Annotated in this window: 14 protein-coding genes; 4 read left to right on the top strand and 10 right to left on the bottom strand. The window is 71.6% G+C overall.

The genetic code is table 11. The features are described 5' to 3' along the window. Nucleotides 1-76: 76 nt before the first annotated feature. The 3 genes from AC5DRG_RS44555 to AC5DRG_RS44545 all read left to right on the top strand — a co-directional run bounded on the left by AC5DRG_RS44555 (nucleotide 77) and on the right by AC5DRG_RS44545 (nucleotide 3,745). Nucleotides 77-1,105: an ABC transporter permease gene (locus AC5DRG_RS44555; RefSeq protein ID WP_491805717.1), complete on the top strand. Its 1,029-nt coding sequence runs from the start codon at nucleotides 77-79 to the stop codon at nucleotides 1,103-1,105. Nucleotides 1,106-1,191: 86 nt separating this feature from the next. After that, nucleotides 1,192-2,262: a sugar ABC transporter substrate-binding protein gene (locus tag AC5DRG_RS44550; protein WP_491805715.1), complete on the top strand. Its 1,071-nt coding sequence runs from the start codon at nucleotides 1,192-1,194 to the stop codon at nucleotides 2,260-2,262. 1 nt (nucleotide 2,263) lies between these two features. Then, nucleotides 2,264-3,745: a sugar ABC transporter ATP-binding protein gene (locus tag AC5DRG_RS44545; protein WP_491805713.1), complete on the top strand. Its 1,482-nt coding sequence runs from the start codon at nucleotides 2,264-2,266 to the stop codon at nucleotides 3,743-3,745. 23 nt (nucleotides 3,746-3,768) lie between these two features. On the opposite strand, the gene AC5DRG_RS44540 is transcribed toward AC5DRG_RS44545, so the two are convergent. The 6 genes from AC5DRG_RS44540 to AC5DRG_RS44515 form a co-directional block, all read right to left on the bottom strand. Further along, nucleotides 3,769-4,509, bottom strand: coding sequence for an IclR family transcriptional regulator (locus AC5DRG_RS44540; RefSeq protein WP_491805711.1), 741 nt, complete (start codon nucleotides 4,507-4,509; stop codon nucleotides 3,769-3,771). 154 nt (nucleotides 4,510-4,663) lie between these two features. After that, entirely contained in the window at nucleotides 4,664-6,310 is a 1,647-nt protein-coding gene (locus AC5DRG_RS44535; RefSeq protein WP_491805709.1) for a thiamine pyrophosphate-binding protein, read from the bottom strand. A 267-nt stretch (nucleotides 6,311-6,577) separates the two neighbouring features. Further along, entirely contained in the window at nucleotides 6,578-8,749 is a 2,172-nt protein-coding gene (locus tag AC5DRG_RS44530) for a 3-hydroxyacyl-CoA dehydrogenase NAD-binding domain-containing protein (protein WP_491805707.1), read from the bottom strand. 40 nt (nucleotides 8,750-8,789) lie between these two features. Beyond that, the gene (locus AC5DRG_RS44525; RefSeq protein WP_491805705.1) at nucleotides 8,790-10,004 is read right to left on the bottom strand and encodes an acetyl-CoA C-acetyltransferase; all 1,215 of its coding nucleotides are present in this window, start codon (nucleotides 10,002-10,004) and stop codon (nucleotides 8,790-8,792) included. Between the two features lie 70 nt (nucleotides 10,005-10,074). Then, a complete protein-coding gene (locus AC5DRG_RS44520; protein WP_491805704.1) occupies nucleotides 10,075-11,214 on the bottom strand; it encodes a CaiB/BaiF CoA transferase family protein in 1,140 nt (379 codons plus the stop codon). A gap of 133 nt (nucleotides 11,215-11,347) precedes the next feature. Continuing rightward, nucleotides 11,348-11,728, bottom strand: coding sequence for an MmcQ/YjbR family DNA-binding protein (locus AC5DRG_RS44515; protein ID WP_491813325.1), 381 nt, complete (start codon nucleotides 11,726-11,728; stop codon nucleotides 11,348-11,350). 92 nt (nucleotides 11,729-11,820) lie between these two features. Between AC5DRG_RS44515 and AC5DRG_RS44510 the strand changes: the two genes are divergently transcribed. Next, nucleotides 11,821-12,999 (top strand): saccharopine dehydrogenase family protein, encoded by a 1,179-nt coding sequence (locus AC5DRG_RS44510; RefSeq protein WP_491805702.1) that lies wholly within the window; start codon nucleotides 11,821-11,823, stop codon nucleotides 12,997-12,999. A 15-nt stretch (nucleotides 13,000-13,014) separates the two neighbouring features. On the opposite strand, the gene mmpA is transcribed toward AC5DRG_RS44510, so the two are convergent. The 4 genes from mmpA to AC5DRG_RS44490 form a co-directional block, all read right to left on the bottom strand. Beyond that, the gene (gene mmpA / locus AC5DRG_RS44505; protein ID WP_491805701.1) at nucleotides 13,015-13,161 is read right to left on the bottom strand and encodes a morphogenic membrane protein MmpA; all 147 of its coding nucleotides are present in this window, start codon (nucleotides 13,159-13,161) and stop codon (nucleotides 13,015-13,017) included. A gap of 71 nt (nucleotides 13,162-13,232) precedes the next feature. After that, on the bottom strand, nucleotides 13,233-14,330 hold the full coding sequence (locus AC5DRG_RS44500; protein ID WP_491805699.1) for an S-methyl thiohydantoin desulfurase family protein: 1,098 nt from the start codon (nucleotides 14,328-14,330) through the stop codon (nucleotides 13,233-13,235). Continuing rightward, nucleotides 14,323-15,903, bottom strand: coding sequence for a hydantoinase/oxoprolinase N-terminal domain-containing protein (locus AC5DRG_RS44495; RefSeq protein ID WP_491805697.1), 1,581 nt, complete (start codon nucleotides 15,901-15,903; stop codon nucleotides 14,323-14,325). The genes AC5DRG_RS44500 and AC5DRG_RS44495 overlap by 8 nt, the downstream gene beginning before the upstream one ends. A 54-nt stretch (nucleotides 15,904-15,957) precedes the next feature. Next, on the bottom strand, nucleotides 15,958-17,355 hold the full coding sequence (locus tag AC5DRG_RS44490) for a purine-cytosine permease family protein (protein WP_491805695.1): 1,398 nt from the start codon (nucleotides 17,353-17,355) through the stop codon (nucleotides 15,958-15,960). Nucleotides 17,356-17,357: the final 2 nt, after the last annotated feature.

Raw genomic sequence — 17,357 nt, 5'->3', positions numbered from 1 at the left:
CCCGGTTGCCGCGCGCCGCCCTTGGGCCCACGCTGCGGGGCGACCCAGCACCAGCCGTACCCGGGAGCCGTGCCCGATGACCGAGACCGAGCGTGCCGTGGACGACGCCGAGCGCGCCCGCGAACAGGGTGGCGGGCCGCGTCGGCGGCGGCCGCTGCCGCGTCGGCTGGTGCGGGACGAGTTCGGTGTGCTGCTCGTGCTGGGGCTGTTGATCGCCGCGATCGGGATTCCGTACCCGGACTTCATGGACACCGACAATCTGCTGTCCACAGCCCACAACTCCGTCTACATCTCGCTGATGGCGTGCGGCATGGTGTTCGCGCTCGCCATGCGCGAGGTCGACCTGTCGGTGGGCGGCACGTACGCGATGTGCCTGGTGGTCGGCGCGCTGCTGGTGCGGGACGGTATGGACCCGTGGCTGGCGGTGCCGGTGATGATGGTCACCGGGATCGCGGCGGGGGTGTTCAACGCGCTGGTCACGACGCTGCTCGCGCTCCCGTCGTTCATCGTGACGCTGGGCACCCTGATGCTGTTCAGGGGTATCGGGCTCGCGCTCGCCGACGGCAAGCAGATCACTGATCTGCCGCTGGACGACTCGTTCTTCACCTTCGCGGGCGGTGATCCGGGCGGCGTGCCGTTCGCCCTGTGGGTGCTGCTCGCGGTGATCGTCGTCCTCGCGGTGGTGCTCGCCCGCACCCGTTTCGGGGCTCGGGTGCGGGCGATCGGCTCCAACCCCGACGCCGCCGCCTTCAGCGGCATCCCGGTCGTCCGCACCCGGATACAGGCCCTGGCTCTGTCCGGGCTGACCACGGCGTGCGCCGCCGCGCTGGCGCTCGCCTTCTACGGCGCCGGCGACCCGACGCTGGGCCAGGGCTACGAACTCCAGGCCATCGCCGCCTGCATCATCGGCGGCACCCCGCTGGCCGGGGGGCGCGGCTCGGTGGTCGGTGCGGTGGCGGGGGCGATGATCCTGTCGGTCGTGGCCTCCGGGCTCGTGTTCTTCGAAGTCCCCATCAACTGGACGTCGTTCGCGACCGGCGGGGTCATCCTCGTCGCCGTCGCGGCCGACAGCGCGCTGCGTCGGTCGGGGCGGCGGCGCAGGTGAACGCCCCGCCCGCAGACCCAAGTTCCTCCAGACCCCAGACCTACCAGACCCAAGTGCCCCTGTGAGCCGCTCCTTTGGAGGCCGTGATGCACCCCCGTTCGCGTACCTGGTCCGCCGCGCTCGGCGTACTGGTCCTGCTCGGCGCCGCCGGCTGCGGCAGCGGCGACAGTGGCTCCGGCGACAAGAACGGCAAGCTGAACATGGGCATCGCCGTCGCCAACATCTCCCTCAACTTCGCCCACGAGATGGTGCTCGGCGCGGAGAGCGCCGCGAGCCACGCGGGGAACGTCGACTTCAAGGCCGTAGGACCGCCCAACACCGACGGCCCCGCCGAGGTGCAGCTGTTCCAGAACCTCACCGCCCGCGCCAAGGACGGCATCGTCCTGGAGAACCTCGACCCGCCGATCTTCACCCGGCCCGCCGCACGCGCGGTCGACCAGGGCATTCCGATCGTGGCGCTGGACACCTCCCCCACCGATGGCAGCAAGGTCGACTTCTATGTGGGCAACGACAATTACGCGCTCGGCGCGTTGATGGCGAAGGAGGCGCTGAAGCGGCTGGGCGACGATCCGACGGGTGAGATCGCGATCGGGGTGCCGAACCCGGGGACGCCGGTGCTGGACAACCGGGCGCAGGGCATCGCCGACACGTTCAAGAAGGAGGCGCCGAACGTCAAGATCGTCGGCCCCTTCCAGACGTACAGCGATCCCGGGCAGAACTACAGTTCCTGGTCGGCACAGGTGAACGCGCACCCCGACGCGCTCGCCTTCCTCGGCGTCGGTGACGCCGACAGCTACAACCTCGCCAAGATCAAGAAGTCGAAGGGCGGCAAGTGGCTGACCGCCGGCTTCGACGTCGACCCCAAGACGCTCGACGCGGTCAAGGACGGCTCGAACTTCGTCACCATCGACCCGCAGCACTTCCTCAAGGGCTATCTGTCCACCGCGATGCTGATCGAGGCGGTGCGGGAGAACGACGGCAAGCTGCTCGACGGCTGGTTCCTGTCGCCGGGCGGGGTCGTCGAATCCACCAACATCGACGAGATCATCACCCGGCAGAAGTCGCCCGAGGCTGCGTACGACTGGTACAAGCCGACGATCGACAAGCTGCTCGGCGACCAGGAGGCCAACCTCAAGCCGCTCAAGGACGCCCGCTGACATGACGTACGGCGACATCCTCGTGGCGCAGGGCCTGGTCAAGTCCTACGGCGGTGTACGGGCGTTGGACGGGGCCGGGATCAGGCTGCGGGGCGGCGAGGTGCACGCGCTGGTCGGGGAGAACGGCGCGGGCAAGTCGACGCTCGTGCGGATCCTGTCCGGGACGCTGGCGGCGGACGCGGGGGCGGTGAGGTCGGCGAAGGACTCCCGACTCGCCGTCGTCTCCCAGGAGTTGAGCCTCTTTCCGGACCTCACCGTGCGGGAGAACCTCTTCCCGCACCGTCCGCCACGGCGCCTCGGTCTCCTCGACCACGGCGCCATGGACCGGGCCGCCCGGCCGGTCCTCGACGAGCTGGGCCTGGACGCCGATCCCGGCCAGGAGCTCGGTGAACTTCCCCTCGCCGACCAGCAGTTGACGGAGATCGCGCGGGCGCTGCTGCGCCGGCCCAAGCTGCTGATCCTCGACGAGCCGACCTCGGCGCTCCCCGCTGCCGCCGTCGACCGGCTCGAACGCGTCCTGCGCACGCTCACCGGGCGCGGCATCGCCGTCCTGTACGTCACCCACTTCCTGGACGAGGTGATGCGCTTCGCGCAGCGGGTGACGGTGCTGCGGGACGGGCGGGTCGCGCTGGCGGGAGTGGGCCGGGACGAGGTCGACGTGCCGGAGCTGGTGACGGCGATGCTGGGCGGCCGTCCACCGCAGCCGATGCGCGGTGTGCGGACCGTGGGCGAAGGGGCGCCGCCCGTGGTGATGTCCGGGGTGAGCGTGCCCGGGAAGCTCGCGGACGTGACCTTCACCGTGCGGGCGGGCGAGGTGGTGGGGGTGGCCGGGCTCCAAGGGGCGGGGCATCTCACCGCGTTGGAGGTGGTGTGCGGGCGTACGGCGATCTCGGCGGGCCGGGTGGACGTCGGTGGCCGTGGGTTGCCGCATTCGCTGCGGGGCGCGGTCCGGGCGGGCGTCGCCTTCGTGCCGAGCGACCGGAAGCGGTACGGGCTGATGGTGGAGCGGACCGTGTGGGAGAACACGACGACGGTCAGCTGGCTGGCGCTCGGGCGGGGTGGTGTCGCGCCCTCTCGCTCCGAACTCGTGGGCAGGACCGTGGACTTGACCGAGCGGCTGCGGCTGCGTGGGGGGCCGTATGACGTCGTGGCCCGGCTGTCGGGCGGCAACCAGCAGAAGGTCGTCTTCGCCAAGTGGCTGGCGACCGACCCGAAGATTGTTGTCCTCGACGATCCGACCCGGGGCGTCGATGTCGGCGTACGGGCCGAAATGCACCGTATCGTCGGTGAGTTGGCGGCCGGTGGCGCGGCCGTGCTGATCGCGTCGACCGACCTCGCTGAGCTGACGGAGGTGTGCGACCGGGTGTTGGTGTTCGTGCGGGGGCGGGTTGCCGGTGAGGTGCATGGGGCGGGGCTTACGGAGCATGCGTTGGCGGTGGCTATGCAGCAGACCAACGGGCAGGCGCGGGAAGGGTCGGACTGAACGGGCTGAAGCAGCTTTGAGGCTCAGGCCGACAGGGTTCGCGTCAACGCCCGTGCCGCCGCGCACACGCGGGCGCCGAGGCGGTCCACGTCGAGGCGGCGGGTGTAGCCGGTGACGGAGATCGCGGCGATGGGGCCGGTGCCCTGGCCGCGTACGTAGACCGGGGCGGCCACCGCCGAGACGCCGATCTCGGCCTCCTCCAGGTTGATGCCGAAGCCGCGGGCCCGGGTCAGCGCGAGGTCGCGCGCCAGCTGGCCGGGCAGGACGAGGGTGCGGGGGGTCAGTCTGAGCAGGGTTCGGCGCGGTGGGCGTGGGTCCAGGGCGAGGAACACCTTGCCGGTGGCCGTGCAGTGGGCCGGGAGCCGGCCTCCGGTGCGGGAGACGATCGGGGTGGCGCGGCGGCCGGTTACCTTCTCCAGGAAGAGTGTGTCGGTGCCGTCCGGGACGGCCAGGTGCACGTTCTCGTGCGTCGCCTCGTACAGGTCGCCCAGGTACGGCAGTGCCGTGTCCCGCAACTCGCGTACGGAGGGGGCGGATTGGCCCAGCACGAAGAGGCCCAGGCCGATGCGGTAGGTGCCGTCGGTGGTGCGCTCGACCAGGCCCAGGCGGACCAGTTCGCCTACCAGGCGATGGGCGGTGGGTTTGGGCAGGCCTGTGCGGAGAGCCAGCTCGGCGAGGGGGAGGGCGGTGTCCGCGTCGCCGCAGGCGCGTAGGAGCAGCACGCCTCGCGCTAGCACCGACTTTGGTAGCGGGCCGTCCGTCATGGACCGATGGTGGGCGCCATTGGTTGTGGGTGACAAGGTGTGGGTGGCTGTGAGTAGGTGACCGTGATCTGAGCGGTACCGATTCTTGGTGCCGGGCTTGCTGGGGGAGCTGCCGCCCCCAGGCTCCCGCTTCGGCCCCTGAGGGGCCTTGTCCTCAAGCGCCGGACGGGCCGGGTTGTCGCAGGGGGACGTCCACCAGCAACGGTCTCGTCAACTCCCCCACCCCCGCAACCAGTTCCCTCAGATGATCCGCGCTGCCCACCCGTACCGCGTCCACCCCGAAGAAGCGTGCCGCCTGGGTGAAGTCCAGTTGGCCCAGGTCCGTGCCGGGGCAGGTGCCCTTGCCGCCCATGGACTCGTAGGTGTCCTGGAGGGTGCGGTAGGCGCCGTTGTTCATCACCACGTAGAGGACCGGGGTCGATTGCTGGGCCGCGCTCCACAGGCCCTGAAGGCCGAAGAGTGTGCAGCCGTCGCCCAGTACCGCGACCACCGGGCGGGTGGGGTCGGCCAGGGAGCGGCCGATTGCGGCGCCGATGCCCCAGCCGAGGCCGCCGCCGACGGTGTGCGTGTAGCTGCCGGGGCGGTCCAGATGTACGAGGCGGCGGAGTAACAGGCCCACGGTGATGGCCTCTTCGACGATCACGGCGGTCGGGGGGAGGCCTCGGGCTATGGCGTGGGCAGCGGCCCAGGGGGCCAGGGGTGCCGGGGAGTAGGCGGCGCGGGCGGCGGATTCGGCGCGGTCGCGGTCGGCGGTGTGGCGTTCGCCGGCGCGCAGGGTGCGGGATTTCGCGGTTTGGTTGGTGACACGGTCTCGGAGGAGTTCCGCCAGGCGATGGAGGGACGGGCCCAGGGAGCCCACCAGGCCTGCGTCGACGGGGAAGTTGCGGCCGATCTCGTCCGCGTCCGAGTCGAGTTGGACGACCGTGAGGCCAGGGGGAAGTGGGGGGCCCGAGGTGTAGTGGTGGGGGGTGAAGGCGTGTGTTCCGACGATCAGGACCGCGTCATGGGGGGCGAGTGCGGTTCGGATGGCGTCGTGGCGTGGAGGGAGCATCCCCGCGTACAGGGGGTGCGTGGTCGGGAAGTTGAGGCAGTCGGCCATCGGCTGGTGGTGGACCGTCGCGCCGCAGGCCTCCGCCGCCAGGACCAGCGCTCCGACCGCGCCGTCCCGGCCCACTCCGTCCCCGGCGATGATCGCGGGGCGGGCCGCCTCGCCGAGCAGGACGGCGGCCCGGTCCAGGCCGGGAGCCGGTCCGGGGCGGGGTGGGGCCGTACGGGCCGGGATCTCTACCTCGGCCGTCTCAGCGAACACGTCCATGGGGAGCGACAGGAACACCGGGCCTGCGGGCGGACGTTGAGCCAGGGCGAAGGCTCTGCGCAGGGCCAGGGGGAGGTCGCGGGCGTGCTGGATGTCGTAGGCCGCCTTCACCGCCGGTGTCGCGAGGCCGATCAGGTCGCCCGACAGCATCGGGTCCTGCTGGAGGTGGCGGCGGTCCTGCTGGCCGGCGGTGACGACGAGGGGGGTGCGGGAGCGGCGGGCGTTGAGCAGGCCGATCAGTCCGTTGGCGAGGCCCGCGGCTATGTGCAGGCTGACGAACGCCGGGCGGCCGGTGCCGCGCGCGTAGCCGTCGGCCATGGAGACTACGGCGCCCTCGTGGACGCCCAGCACGTACTCGGGGGCGTCCTCTGCCTCCGACAGGGCTGCCAGGAAGGGGAGTTCGGTGGTGCCGGGGTTGCCGAAGACCCGGTCCACGCCCTCGCCGCGGAGGATGTCCAGGAAGGCGAGGGCAGGACGGTGACCCATGGGGGGCTCCTCGTGGGGACGGGACCGTGCGGCTGGCTTCGCCGGTCAGCGTCGGGGTCTCGTCCCCGGAGGGCAAGGGCGGCGTGTCGCTGAGCGACATGCGGGTGCCTCTGGCGGTTGAGCGGATTTCCAGTGCGGGTGTGTGGGGGGCACGGCCCTGGGGGCTGCGCCCCCAGACCCCCGCTTCGGCCCTTAAGGGGCCTTGTCCTCAAACGCCGGACGGGCTGGGATACCTGGACCGGCGCTGAAAGCCGACGCCGGACGAGCTCAGGCGTCCACGAAACGCTCCCCCTTCTCCGCCTTCTCCACCAGCAACGCCGGCGGCGTGAAGCGGTCGCCGTAGCGGGTCGTGAGTTCGCGCGCGCGTGCCACGAAGCCCGGCAGGCCGCCCTCGTAGCCGTTGATGTACTGGAGAACGCCGCCCGTCCAGCCGGGGAAGCCGATGCCGAAGATGGAGCCGATGTTGGCGTCGGCGATCGACGTCAGTACGCCCTCCTCCAGGAGTCTGACCGTGTCCAGGGCCTCGGAGAAGAGCATGCGCTCCTGCATGTCCTTGAAGGGGATTTCCGTGCCCTCGCGGGTGAAGTGCTCGCGCAGGCCCGGCCACAGGGTCGTGCGCTTGCCGTCCGTGTAGTCGTAGAAGCCCGCGCCGCCGCTGCGGCCGGTGCGGGCGAACTCGTCGACCATGCGGTCGATGACGGCCTCCGCGGGGTGGGACACCCAGGTGCCGCCCGCTTCCTCCACCGCCCGCTTGGACTCGGCCCGGATCTTGCGCGGGAGTGTGAGGGTCAGTTCGTCCATCAGGGACAGGACCTTGGCCGGATAGCCCGCCTGGGCCGCCGCCTGTTCGATCGACGCGGGCTCGATGCCCTCGCCGACCATCGCGACGCCCTCGTTGATGAAGTGGCCGATGACGCGGGAGGTGAAGAAGCCGCGCGAGTCGTTGACGACGATCGGCGTCTTGTTGATCTGGCGGACCAGGTCGAAGGCGCGGGCCAGGGCCTCGTCGGCCGTCCGCTCGCCCTTGATGATCTCGACCAGCGGCATCTTGTCCACTGGAGAGAAGAAGTGCAGTCCGATGAAGTCGGCCTGGCGGTCCACGCCTTCCGCGAGTGCGGTGATGGGGAGCGTGGAGGTGTTGGAGCACAGCAGCGCGTCGGGGTCGACGAGGTGCTCGATCTCCTGGAACACCTTGTGCTTGAGCGCCGCGTCCTCGAAGACCGCCTCGATGACCGCGTCGCAGCCGGCCACGTCCTGCGGGTCGCCGGTCGGCGTGATGCGGGCGAGCAGCGCGTCCGCCTTCTCCTGGGGCATACGTCCCCTGGAGACGGCCTTGGCGCAGAGCTTCTCGGAGTAGCCCTTGCCCTTGGCCGCCGCCTGGGCCGACACGTCCTTGAGGACTACCTCGATGCCCGCGCGGGCGCACGAGTAGGCGATGCCCGCGCCCATCATCCCGGCGCCGAGGACGGCCACCTTGCGGACCTTGCGCGGCTCGATGCCCTTGGGGCGGTTGGCGCCGGAGTTGACGGCCTGGAGGTCGAAGAAGAACGCCTGGATCATGTTCTTCGACGTCTGTCCCGCGGCCAGTTCCACGAAGTAGCGGGCCTCGATGACCTGCGCGGTCTCGAAGTCGACCTGGGCGCCCTCGACGGCGGCCGCGAGGATGTTGCGCGGGGCCGGGTAGGGGGCGCCGGCCGTCTGCTTGCGCAGGTTGGCGGGGAAGGCGGGCAGGTTCGCCGCGAACTTCGGGTTGGCGGGTGTGCCGCCCGGGATGCGGTAGCCGGGCTTGTCCCAGGGCTGCTGCGTGACGGGGTTGGCGTCGATGAAGGCGCGGGCCTTCGCGATCAATTCGTCGCCACTGGTGGCCACTTCGTCTACCAGGCCGTTGTCGAGGGCGCGGCGCGGACTGTACTGGGTGCCCTGGAGGAGGACCTTCAGCAGCGCGTCGGTGATGCCCAGCAGCCGTACCGTACGGACGACACCGCCGCCTCCGGGGAGCAGGCCGAGCGTGACCTCGGGGCAGCCGATCTTCGAGCCGGGGGCGTCGAGGGCGATCCGGTGGTGGCAGGCCAGCGCGATCTCGTAACCGCCGCCCAGGGCCGCACCGTTGATCGCCGCTACGACCGGCTTGCCGAGGGTCTCGATACGGCGCAGGTTCCGCTTGATCGCGAGGCCGCCGTCGAGCAGCTCCTGGGCCGTCCCCGGCGTGACCCGGATCAGGTCGCGCAGGTCGCCGCCGGCGAAGAAGGTCTTCTTGGCGGAGGTGATGATGACGCCCCGGATGGAGTCCTTCTCGGCCTCCAGGCGGTCGGTGACCGCGGCGAGGGACTCGCGGAACGCCTGGTTCATGGTGTTCGCGGACTGGTCGGGGTCGTCGAGGACGAGGGTGACGAGGCCGGTACGGTCCTGTTCCCAGCGGATGGTGGTGCTCTCGGTCATGACGGGGTCTCCGTTGAAGTCTCTTGAAAGCCGCTGGGGTTCAGATGCGTTCGACGATCGTGGCGATGCCCATGCCGCCGCCCACGCAGAGCGTGGCGAGGCCGTATCGCTTGTCCTGGCGCTCCAGTTCGTCTACTAGCGAGCCGAGGATCATCGCGCCCGTCGCGCCCAGCGGGTGGCCCAGGGCGATCGCGCCGCCGTTGACGTTCACCTTGTCCAGGGACAGGCCCATGTCCCGAACGAAGCGGAGGACGACCGCCGCGAACGCCTCGTTGATCTCGACCAGGTCGATGTCGTCGATGCTCAGCCCGGCCTTCGCGAGGGCCTTGCGGGTGGCGGGGGCCGGACCGGTGAGCATGATGGTCGGCTCGGAGCCGGAGACGGCCGCGGAGACGATCCGCGCGCGCGGCGTCAGGCCGTAGCGCTCTCCTACCTCCTTGGAGCCGATCGCGACCAGCGAGGCGCCGTCCACGATGCCGGAGGAGTTGCCCGCGTGGTGGACATGGTCGATCTTCTCGACCCAGTGGTACTTCTGCAGGGCGACCGCGTCGAAGCCGCCCAGGTCGCCGATGTCGGCGAAGGACGGCTTCAGCTTGGCGAGGGAGTCGGCGGTGGTGCCCGGGCGCATGTGCTCGTCGTGGTCCAGGACGACCAGACCGCTGCGGTCCTTGACCGGGACTACGGAACGGTCGAAGCGGCCCTCCTTCCACGCCGTCGCCGCACGCTCCTGCGAGAGCGCCGCGTACTCGTCGACGTCCCGCCGCGAAAAGCCCTCGATCGTGGCGATCAGGTCGGCGCCGATGCCCTGCGGCACGAAGTTGACGGCCAGGTTGGTCATCGGGTCGTTGAACCAGGCGCCGCCGTCCGAGGCCATCGGCACCCGGGACATCGACTCGACGCCGCCCGCCAGGACCAGGTCCTCCCAGCCCGATCGGACCTTGGCGGCAGCCATGTTGACGGCTTCGAGGCCCGACGCACAGAAGCGGTTCTCCTGGACGCCGGCGACCGTGTCCGGCAGACCGGCGGCGACGGCGGCGATCCGCGCGATGTCGGAACCCTGATCGCCGACGGGGCCGACGACACCGAGCACGACGTCGTCGATCGCGGCCGGGTCCAGGCCCGGGAAGCGGTCGCGGATCTCGTGGATGAGACCGACGACCAGATCGATGGGCTTCGTGCCGTGCAGGGCTCCGTTGGCCTTGCCGCGGCCGCGCGGGGTGCGGATCGCGTCGTACACGTACGCTTCGGTGCTCACTGGTCAGCCTTTCGGGGTGGGGCGGCCGGGCGGGGCGGTCATGCGCGTGCGGGGCTGCGTCAGGGGTGCGTCAGGGGTCGCCGTACTTCGTCAGTGCGGGTACGTCCCAGTCGCGGGCCACGGCCGCGGTGTCGGCGCCCGGTTGGGCGGGGCCGGTGCGGACGGACGTGGGCGTCGCGGAGAAACGGGGTGCGGGGGCGGGCTGGGTGATGCCGCCGTGGTCGGTGAAGGTGGAGCGGGCGGCCAGGTGGGGGTGGTGCGGGGCCTCGCGGAGTGACAGCACCGGGGCCACGCACGCGTCGGAGTCCTCGAAGACGGCCGTCCACTCGTCTCTCGTACGGCTCTTGAAGCGGGCGGCGACCTCCTCGCGCAGCTCGCCCCAGCGGGTCCAGTCCTTGCGGGCGTCGGTGAAGTCCCCGAGGCCGAGAAGGTCCACGAACTCGGCGTAGAACTGCGGTTCCAGGGCGCCCACCGCCATGTACTTGCCGTCGGCGGTCTCGTAGGTCCCGTAGTACGGGCAGCCGCCGTCGAGGAGGTTGGCGCCGCGCCGGTCCTGCCAGCCGCCCGCGGCGAGCATGCCGTGGATCATCGCGGCGAGGTGCGAGGTGCCGTCGACGATGGCGGCGTCGACGACCTGGCCGGTGCCGGTGGCGCGGGCGTGGTGGAGGGCGGCGAGGACGCCGACGACGAGGTAGAGGGAGCCGCCCGCGTAGTCGCCGAGGAGGTTGGCGGGGACGGCCGGGGGTTCGTCCGGGGCGCCGATCATGCCGAGGGTGCCGGTGAGCGCGATGTAGGCGATGTCGTGGCCGGCGCGCTGGGCGAGGGGGCCCTCCTGGCCCCAGCCGGTCATCCGGCCGTAGACGAGCCTCGGGTTGCGGGCGTGGCAGGGCTCGGGGCCGACACCGAGGCGCTCGGCGACTCCGGGGCGGTTGCCCTCGATGAGGATGTCGGCGCGTTCGGCCAGGTCGAGGACGCGGGCCGGGCCGTCCGGCGACTTCAGGTCGACGATCACCGAGCGCTTGTTGCGGTTGGTGACGTCGAACTCGGGGTTGATGGCCAGACCACTGCCGCCGGGGCGGTCCACTACGACGACGTCGGCGCCCAGGTCGGCGAGGAGCATGGCGGCGAAGGGGCCGGGGCCGATCCCGGCCAGCTCGACCACGCGCACGCCTGCGAGAGGGCCGTGCCCCGGCGTCTTTGCCGCTGTCATCCAGCCCCCTGAGGCGTGACACAACTGATGTAACACCAGCGATGTTAGGAACGCGTTCCATCGAACACAAGGGTTGAGCAAGCAAGCGCTTAGCCAGGTTACCGGGCACGGTGGCTCAGCACCCCTCCGGCTCTCAGCGCCCGTCCAGCTCCGCTATGGAACGCTTCGGCGCGATCGTGCGGTAGCTCTCCTCCACCCAGTCGCACAGCAGCTCCGCCGCCGGGGCACCCTTCGCCTCCAGCGGGATGCTCACCCAGCCGGACTTGCCCAGGTTGTACCCGGCAGGCTCGGCACCCGGGCAGGTCAGGGCGTGGGCGTGGGCCGCCTCGTCCTTGAGCTTGACCGTGACGCCCAGGGGATAGCTGCCGTCGTCGACGCCGAGGAAGACGAACACCTTCTTGTTGACCTTCGCGACGGTCTCGCCCCAGGGGAACTCCTCGGCCGCGCCCGGCAGCCCGAGGGCGAACTCGCGCACTTTCTCCCACTTCTTGTGGGCGTTCTTCGGCACAGCCACCTGTCCTCCACCGGCCTCGTCGTCGGCCTCCACACTCCTCACGCTAGCCTCAGCCACCGACAGCGGCGCGGGCTGCACGACCGAGGGGTGTCATGAGCAGGCTGAACAGGACGGACCGTTCCTACGACATCGTGCTCTTCGGAGCCACGGGCTTCGTCGGGACGCTCACCGCGGAGTACCTCGCCGCGCACGCGCCCGAGGGGCTGCGCTGGGCGATCGCGGGCCGCAGCGAGCGCAAGCTGGAGCAGTTGCGTGAGCGGCTGCCCGGCGGCGACGGGGTCGGGGTGCTGGTCGCGGACGTGTCCGATCCGGCCTCGCTGCGTGAACTCGCCGGGCACGCGCGCGTGGTGGCCACGACGGTGGGCCCCTATGTGACGTACGGCGAGGAGCTCGTCGCGGCCTGCGCGGACAGCGGCGCGGACTATCTCGACCTCGCGGGTGAGGCCGAGTTCGTGGACCTGACGTACGTCCGGCACGACGCACGCGCGCGTGAGACCGGGGCCCGGCTGGTGCACGCCTGCGGTTTCGACTCGGTGCCGCACGACCTCGGCGCGTACTTCACCGTCCGGCAGCTGCCGGAGGGGGTGCCGCTCACGGTGGACGGTTTCGTGTCGGTCGACGCGACCTTCTCGGGCGGGACCTTCGCCTCCGCGCTCAACCAGCTCGCGCGCGGGCGCCAGGTACTGTCCGCCGCGCGGGACCGCGGCCGTCACGAGCCCCGGCTGGTGGGGCGCAGGGCGACCGCGCCGACGGGTGCGCCGCGGTTCGCCAAGGAGGTCGGTGCCTGGGCCCTGCCGCTGCCGACCATCGACCCGCAGATCGTACGGCGGTCCGCGCGGGCCCTGGAGTGCTACGGCCCCGACTTCCGCTACCGCCACTACGCGGCCGTCGAGCACCTGCCCGTCGTGATGGGCGGGGTCGCTGCCGTCGGCACGCTCATCGCGGCCGCCCAACTGCCGCCCGCCCGGCGCTGGTTGTCCGACCGGCTCAAGCCCGGGGAGGGGCCGAGTGCGGAGAAGCGGGCGCGGAGCTGGTTCTCCGTGCGCTTCGTCGGCGAGGGCGGCGGACGGCGGGTGTTCACGGAGGTCAGCGGGGGTGACCCCGGCTACGGCGAGACGGCGAAGATGTTCGCCGAGTCGGCCATGTCCCTGGCCCTCGACGAGCTGCCGCCGACGTCCGGCCAGGTCACGACGGCCGTGGCGATGGGCGATGCGCTGATCGAGCGGCTGAGCGCGGCGGGGATCCGCTTCCGGGTCGCCGCGAACCTCTGACCGGCGCCGACGGAACTACAGGGTCCAGCCCGCCACCGTGTAGAGCATGCCGGCTATCCAGCCGACGCCCGCGAGGACGGCGAGGATCAGTGCGGCGTTCACGGCTCGCTCGACGGGCCGGTTCGGGTCGGCGAGGGGCTTGGGGGCGCGGTGCGTCGTCATGGGGCACAGCCTGCCGATCGGGGCGCGGTGCCGACATCCGTACAGGTACTCAGAAGAGGTACTCAGGTTGCTCATGTTGTGGCGGCCGGCAAACGCGCCTGCGTCCCGAACGGCAGGTAGTCCACGGCGTATCCGAAGCACCGCGGACCGGCCAGGGCCAGGCCGCCGGGGGTCGTCCAGCGCGGGTCGCAGGGTGCCGCGAGGGCGGTGACGCGCAGGCCGTAGCGCAGGCCCTCCGTGGTGACCGGGTCGCCGGTCGCGGTGTCGAGGACGCAGATCAGGTCCGGTGTCGTGGCGACCGTGGCGCCGTCGCGGGTGGCCAGCAAGTGCTCGTTCTGGAAGCCGAGTTCCAGGGTCCGGCCCGTGTCGTCGGCGACGCCCTCGACGCGGGCGCGGCCGCGCGCGAATCCGCCCTCGGTGCGGCGGGACACGTCGACCACCTTGCCGGTCAGCAGGTGGACGCCGGCCAGCAGTTCGCGGGTCGCGGCCACCGGGTCGGTGTGCGCGGCCCTGGCCAAGCGGACGGCGGCGCCCAGCCGCCCGGCCAGGGTCAGGGTCGCGGGGACGAGACCGGCGGCGAGTTGGTCGCCGCGCAGCACGGTGTCAGCGCAGGAGATCTGGCAGCCCAGTTCCACGCAGACGGCCCGTGCCATGCGCTCGGCCGCGTGGTTGTCGACGGCCTCGATGATGAGCGTGTTGCCCTTGTCGTCTGCAAGGGCCATCGGCGAGTTGGTGACGCCGATCAGGCCCGGCAGCACCATTTGCGCCTCCGGGAAGGCCCGCCCCATCGCGTCCCCGTCGACGAGCGGCAGGCCCGCCTGCGCGGCGCACGCGATGGGCAGCATGGAGTTGACGCCGCCGACCTCGATCGGCGCGATGTGCGTGGCCCGGCGGCCGAGGTGTTTCTCCAGGGCGCGCAGCGCGGTCAGTTCCTCGGCGCCGTTGGGTACGCGTTCGAGCAGGACCGTGGGCGCGCCCATGCCGGAGATCGGCACGACGGTCGCGTCCGCCGGGACCTCGCCGATGTCCACGACCCGGACGGGCCCGTGCGCGCGGATCGCCTCGCGCGCGAGCAGTTTGCCGATGTACGGGTCGCCCCCGCCGCCCGTGCCGAGGATGCCGGCGCCCCGGGCGATGTCGTCGAGGATGTCGAGGGTGATCTCACGCATGGCCAGGTGCTCCCGTTCGTGTGGTGGGTGACTGCTGGACGCGGCCCAGGTCGAGGTCGCCGACGGCCCTGACGCGGATACGGGTCGCGCTGCCGGGCAGATAGGCGAGCGGCACCTCCTCGATGTCGACGACCCGCACGGTGCCGCCCTTGGCCCCGGCCTCCTCGGCACGGGACACGGCCTCCGCGCGGGCCCCGGCGAGCACCGCCTCCCGGCTGCCTTCGGGGATGCGGAAGACCCGGTCGACCTCGCCGCCGACCTGCGCGATGGCCGCGCCCACGGCGTTCGCCACCCCGGAGTGGGCGGGCCTCCGCACGTCGTCGAAGCCGGGCAGCGACTCCGGTACGAGGATGCAGCCACCGCCGACCAGGACGACGGGCAGCGCCGCCGCGGACGTACGCATGCGGTCGACCGCTTCGGCGAGGCGCTCCGCGATGCGGTCCAGGGCTCGGTTCACGAAGCCGGGGTCGAGATGGGCGACGCGCGCCGGATCCCCCACCTGCGCACGCCCCGCCGCGACCGCGAGATCCGTGGCCGTCAATGTCGTACCGCCGAAGACGAGGGACTGTTCGGTCAGCCGGTAGCCGACCGAGCGCGGGCCGGTCTCGCCGTGGGGCGTGACCAGGGAGCCGCCGCCGATGCCGAGGGAAAGGACGTCGGGGATGCGGAAGTTGGTGCGGATGCCGGCCGACTCGCTCTCGCCGGCGGCCTCGCGGGGGAAGCCGCCGGCCAGGATGCCGACGTCGGCCGTGGTGCCGCCCACGTCGACGACCGCGCAGTCCGCGAGGCCGGACAGGAACGCCGCCCCGCGCATCGAGTTGGTCGGGCCGGAGGCGAACGTGGCCACCGGGTACGTACGGGCGAAGTCGACGGCCATCAGGGTGCCGTCGTTCTGCGAGAGGAAGAACGGGGCCGTGATCGAGGCCTCCGCGAGCGCCTTGCCGAAGGACTCCACGATCACCGTGGCGAGGTCGCGCAGCGCCGCGTTGATGATCGTCGCGTTCTCGCGGGCGAGCAGGCCGATGCGGCCCAGTTCGTGGGAGAGCGAGAAGTGGACGGCGTCGCCGAGTTCCGCGCGCAGGATCTCGGCGGCGCGCCGTTCGTCGTCCTCGGCGACGGGTGAGAACACGGAGGAGACGGCCACCGAGGTGAGGCCGCGCGCGGCGATGTCGGCCGCCGTGCGTTTCAGTTCCTCGGGGTCGAGGGGCGACAGGACGCGTCCGTCGAACTCCCGGCCGCCGTGGCACAGATAGCCGTGCCCGCCCACCGCCGCGCGCTGCCGCTCGGGCCAGTCCGTCATCGGCGGCAGCGCGGCGGTCGCGGGGAGACCGAGGCGTACGGCGGCGACCGGGGCGAGGCGGGCGCCCTCCACCAGCGCGTTGAGGAAGTGGGTGGTGCCGATCATCACCGCGGTGATCTCGGCGACGGGCGGGTCGAGGGCCCGGACCGCGGCCGTGACGCCCGCGGTGACGTCCGGTGTGGTCGGGGCCTTGGCGGCCGCGAGCACCCGGTCGTCGTCGCCGAGCAGGGCGGCGTCGGTGTTGGTTCCGCCGACGTCGATGCCGATGCGCATGCTGTTCGCTTTCGTTTGTCCGGCGTGCGTGCGGGAGTTGCGTGGTTCGTGCCTTCAACGGGCCGCCCCTGCCTCGGCCTCGCGCTGGGCGGCGGAACGTTTCGGCTGGGTGAAGGGCAGTTCGCGGGTGCCGCGTACCAGGCCAAGGCTGCCGAGGAGCGCATAGCCGAGGCCCGCGAGGAGGAGCGAGTCGAGTGCGGGGACGCCCCACCACTGGTAGTGGTCGGCGAACCAGCCGACCAGGGAGGCGAGCAGCCACAGGACGAGCGTGGCCGGCACCCAGCCGGGCTCTGTCTCCGGAAGGCTGCCCAGCCGCCGGGAGGCATCCAACGCGGGCCGCCATTTCTTCACCACGAAGTACTCGGCGGCCATGATCCCGGCGACCGGCGGGGTGAGCACGCCGAGCACGGTGAGGAACTCGGTGAAGTGGTCGAGGATCCCGGCCGCCGCGGCGAGGCTGCCCAGTACGCCGATCGCCAAGGTCGTCGGCACGCGCGCGAGGCGCGAACCGGTCAGTGACTCCACCGAGTTGATCAGGCCGAGCGCCGCCGAGTACAGGTTCCAGTTGTTGATCTTCACGGTGGCGGACACCAGGACGATCACACCGACGACGCCCGAGCTGGACGTGATGATGGCGATCAGGTCCGAGGACTTCACCGCGTACGCGAGCAGTACACCCGCGAGGCCCAGCACGTACTCACCGAGCGAGATGCCCACCAACGTCTGCTTGACGACGTCGCCCGTGGAGCGGTTGAAGCGGGTCATGTCCGGTGTGGTGACCGCGCCGACGATGTAGGAGCCCGCCACGATCGTCGCGCCGGTCGCGATGGACAAGTGGGCGCCGAACGGCTGCGAGGCGACCAGGTCGCCGAGGTCGTGCCGGGCGATCTCGACACTCATCGCCCAGCCGGCCAGCCCCAGAAAGGCGGGCACGGTCACGAACGCGGTCCAGCCCATCGCCCGGAACCCGCGCAGCACCAGCGCCGTCACGACCAGCCCGCAGATCAGGCACCACACCCCCAGCGGCAGACCGGGGACGATCGCGTGCACACCGGCCGCGAACACCGCGGTCTGCACGCCGAACCAGCCGAACAGGCTGACCGCGATCACCAGGCCGATCAGCGTGGACCCGTACCGGCCGAAGCCGGTCCAGCGCACCAGCACCGAGGTCGACAGGCCTTCGCGCATCCCGGCGATGCCGACGAAGACGCAGACGACCTCCAGAATCACCGAGCCGAGCGTGAACGCCCAGAACGCTCCCCAGAACGACAGTCCCGCGCCCAGTGTCGCGCCGAGCAGGAACTGCGTGAGGTCGGAGAGCTGACCGAAGCGCTGCACGGCCACGTTGAACCACGAGTAACGGGCCGCGCGCGGCACACGTTCGAGCGGGTAGTCCTCGTCGGCGCCGGATGGGGAGTCCGGTGCGTGCTGGGTGAGCGCCTTCACGGTCATGG

The organism is Streptomyces sp. JLBG701, from assembly GCF_058544905.1.
This window is presented reverse-complemented; position numbering and strand designations above follow the sequence as displayed.

Excerpts from the sequence above, each read along its gene's own strand:
- AC5DRG_RS44520 (WP_491805704.1), bottom strand. The coding sequence starts at position 11,214 with ATGACAGCGGCAAAGACGCCGGGGCACGGCCCTCTCGCAGGCGTGCGC.
- AC5DRG_RS44545 (WP_491805713.1), top strand. The coding sequence starts at position 2,264 with ATGACGTACGGCGACATCCTCGTGGCGCAGGGCCTGGTCAAGTCCTAC.
- AC5DRG_RS44555 (WP_491805717.1), top strand. The coding sequence starts at position 77 with ATGACCGAGACCGAGCGTGCCGTGGACGACGCCGAGCGCGCCCGCGAA.
- AC5DRG_RS44510 (WP_491805702.1), top strand. The coding sequence starts at position 11,821 with ATGAGCAGGCTGAACAGGACGGACCGTTCCTACGACATCGTGCTCTTC.
- AC5DRG_RS44500 (WP_491805699.1), bottom strand. The coding sequence starts at position 14,330 with ATGCGTGAGATCACCCTCGACATCCTCGACGACATCGCCCGGGGCGCC.
- mmpA (WP_491805701.1), bottom strand. The coding sequence starts at position 13,161 with ATGACGACGCACCGCGCCCCCAAGCCCCTCGCCGACCCGAACCGGCCC.
- AC5DRG_RS44535 (WP_491805709.1), bottom strand. The coding sequence starts at position 6,310 with ATGGGTCACCGTCCTGCCCTCGCCTTCCTGGACATCCTCCGCGGCGAG.
- AC5DRG_RS44540 (WP_491805711.1), bottom strand. The coding sequence starts at position 4,509 with ATGACGGACGGCCCGCTACCAAAGTCGGTGCTAGCGCGAGGCGTGCTG.
- AC5DRG_RS44550 (WP_491805715.1), top strand. The coding sequence starts at position 1,192 with ATGCACCCCCGTTCGCGTACCTGGTCCGCCGCGCTCGGCGTACTGGTC.
- AC5DRG_RS44530 (WP_491805707.1), bottom strand. The coding sequence starts at position 8,749 with ATGACCGAGAGCACCACCATCCGCTGGGAACAGGACCGTACCGGCCTC.
- AC5DRG_RS44490 (WP_491805695.1), bottom strand. The coding sequence starts at position 17,355 with ATGACCGTGAAGGCGCTCACCCAGCACGCACCGGACTCCCCATCCGGC.
- AC5DRG_RS44495 (WP_491805697.1), bottom strand. The coding sequence starts at position 15,903 with ATGCGCATCGGCATCGACGTCGGCGGAACCAACACCGACGCCGCCCTG.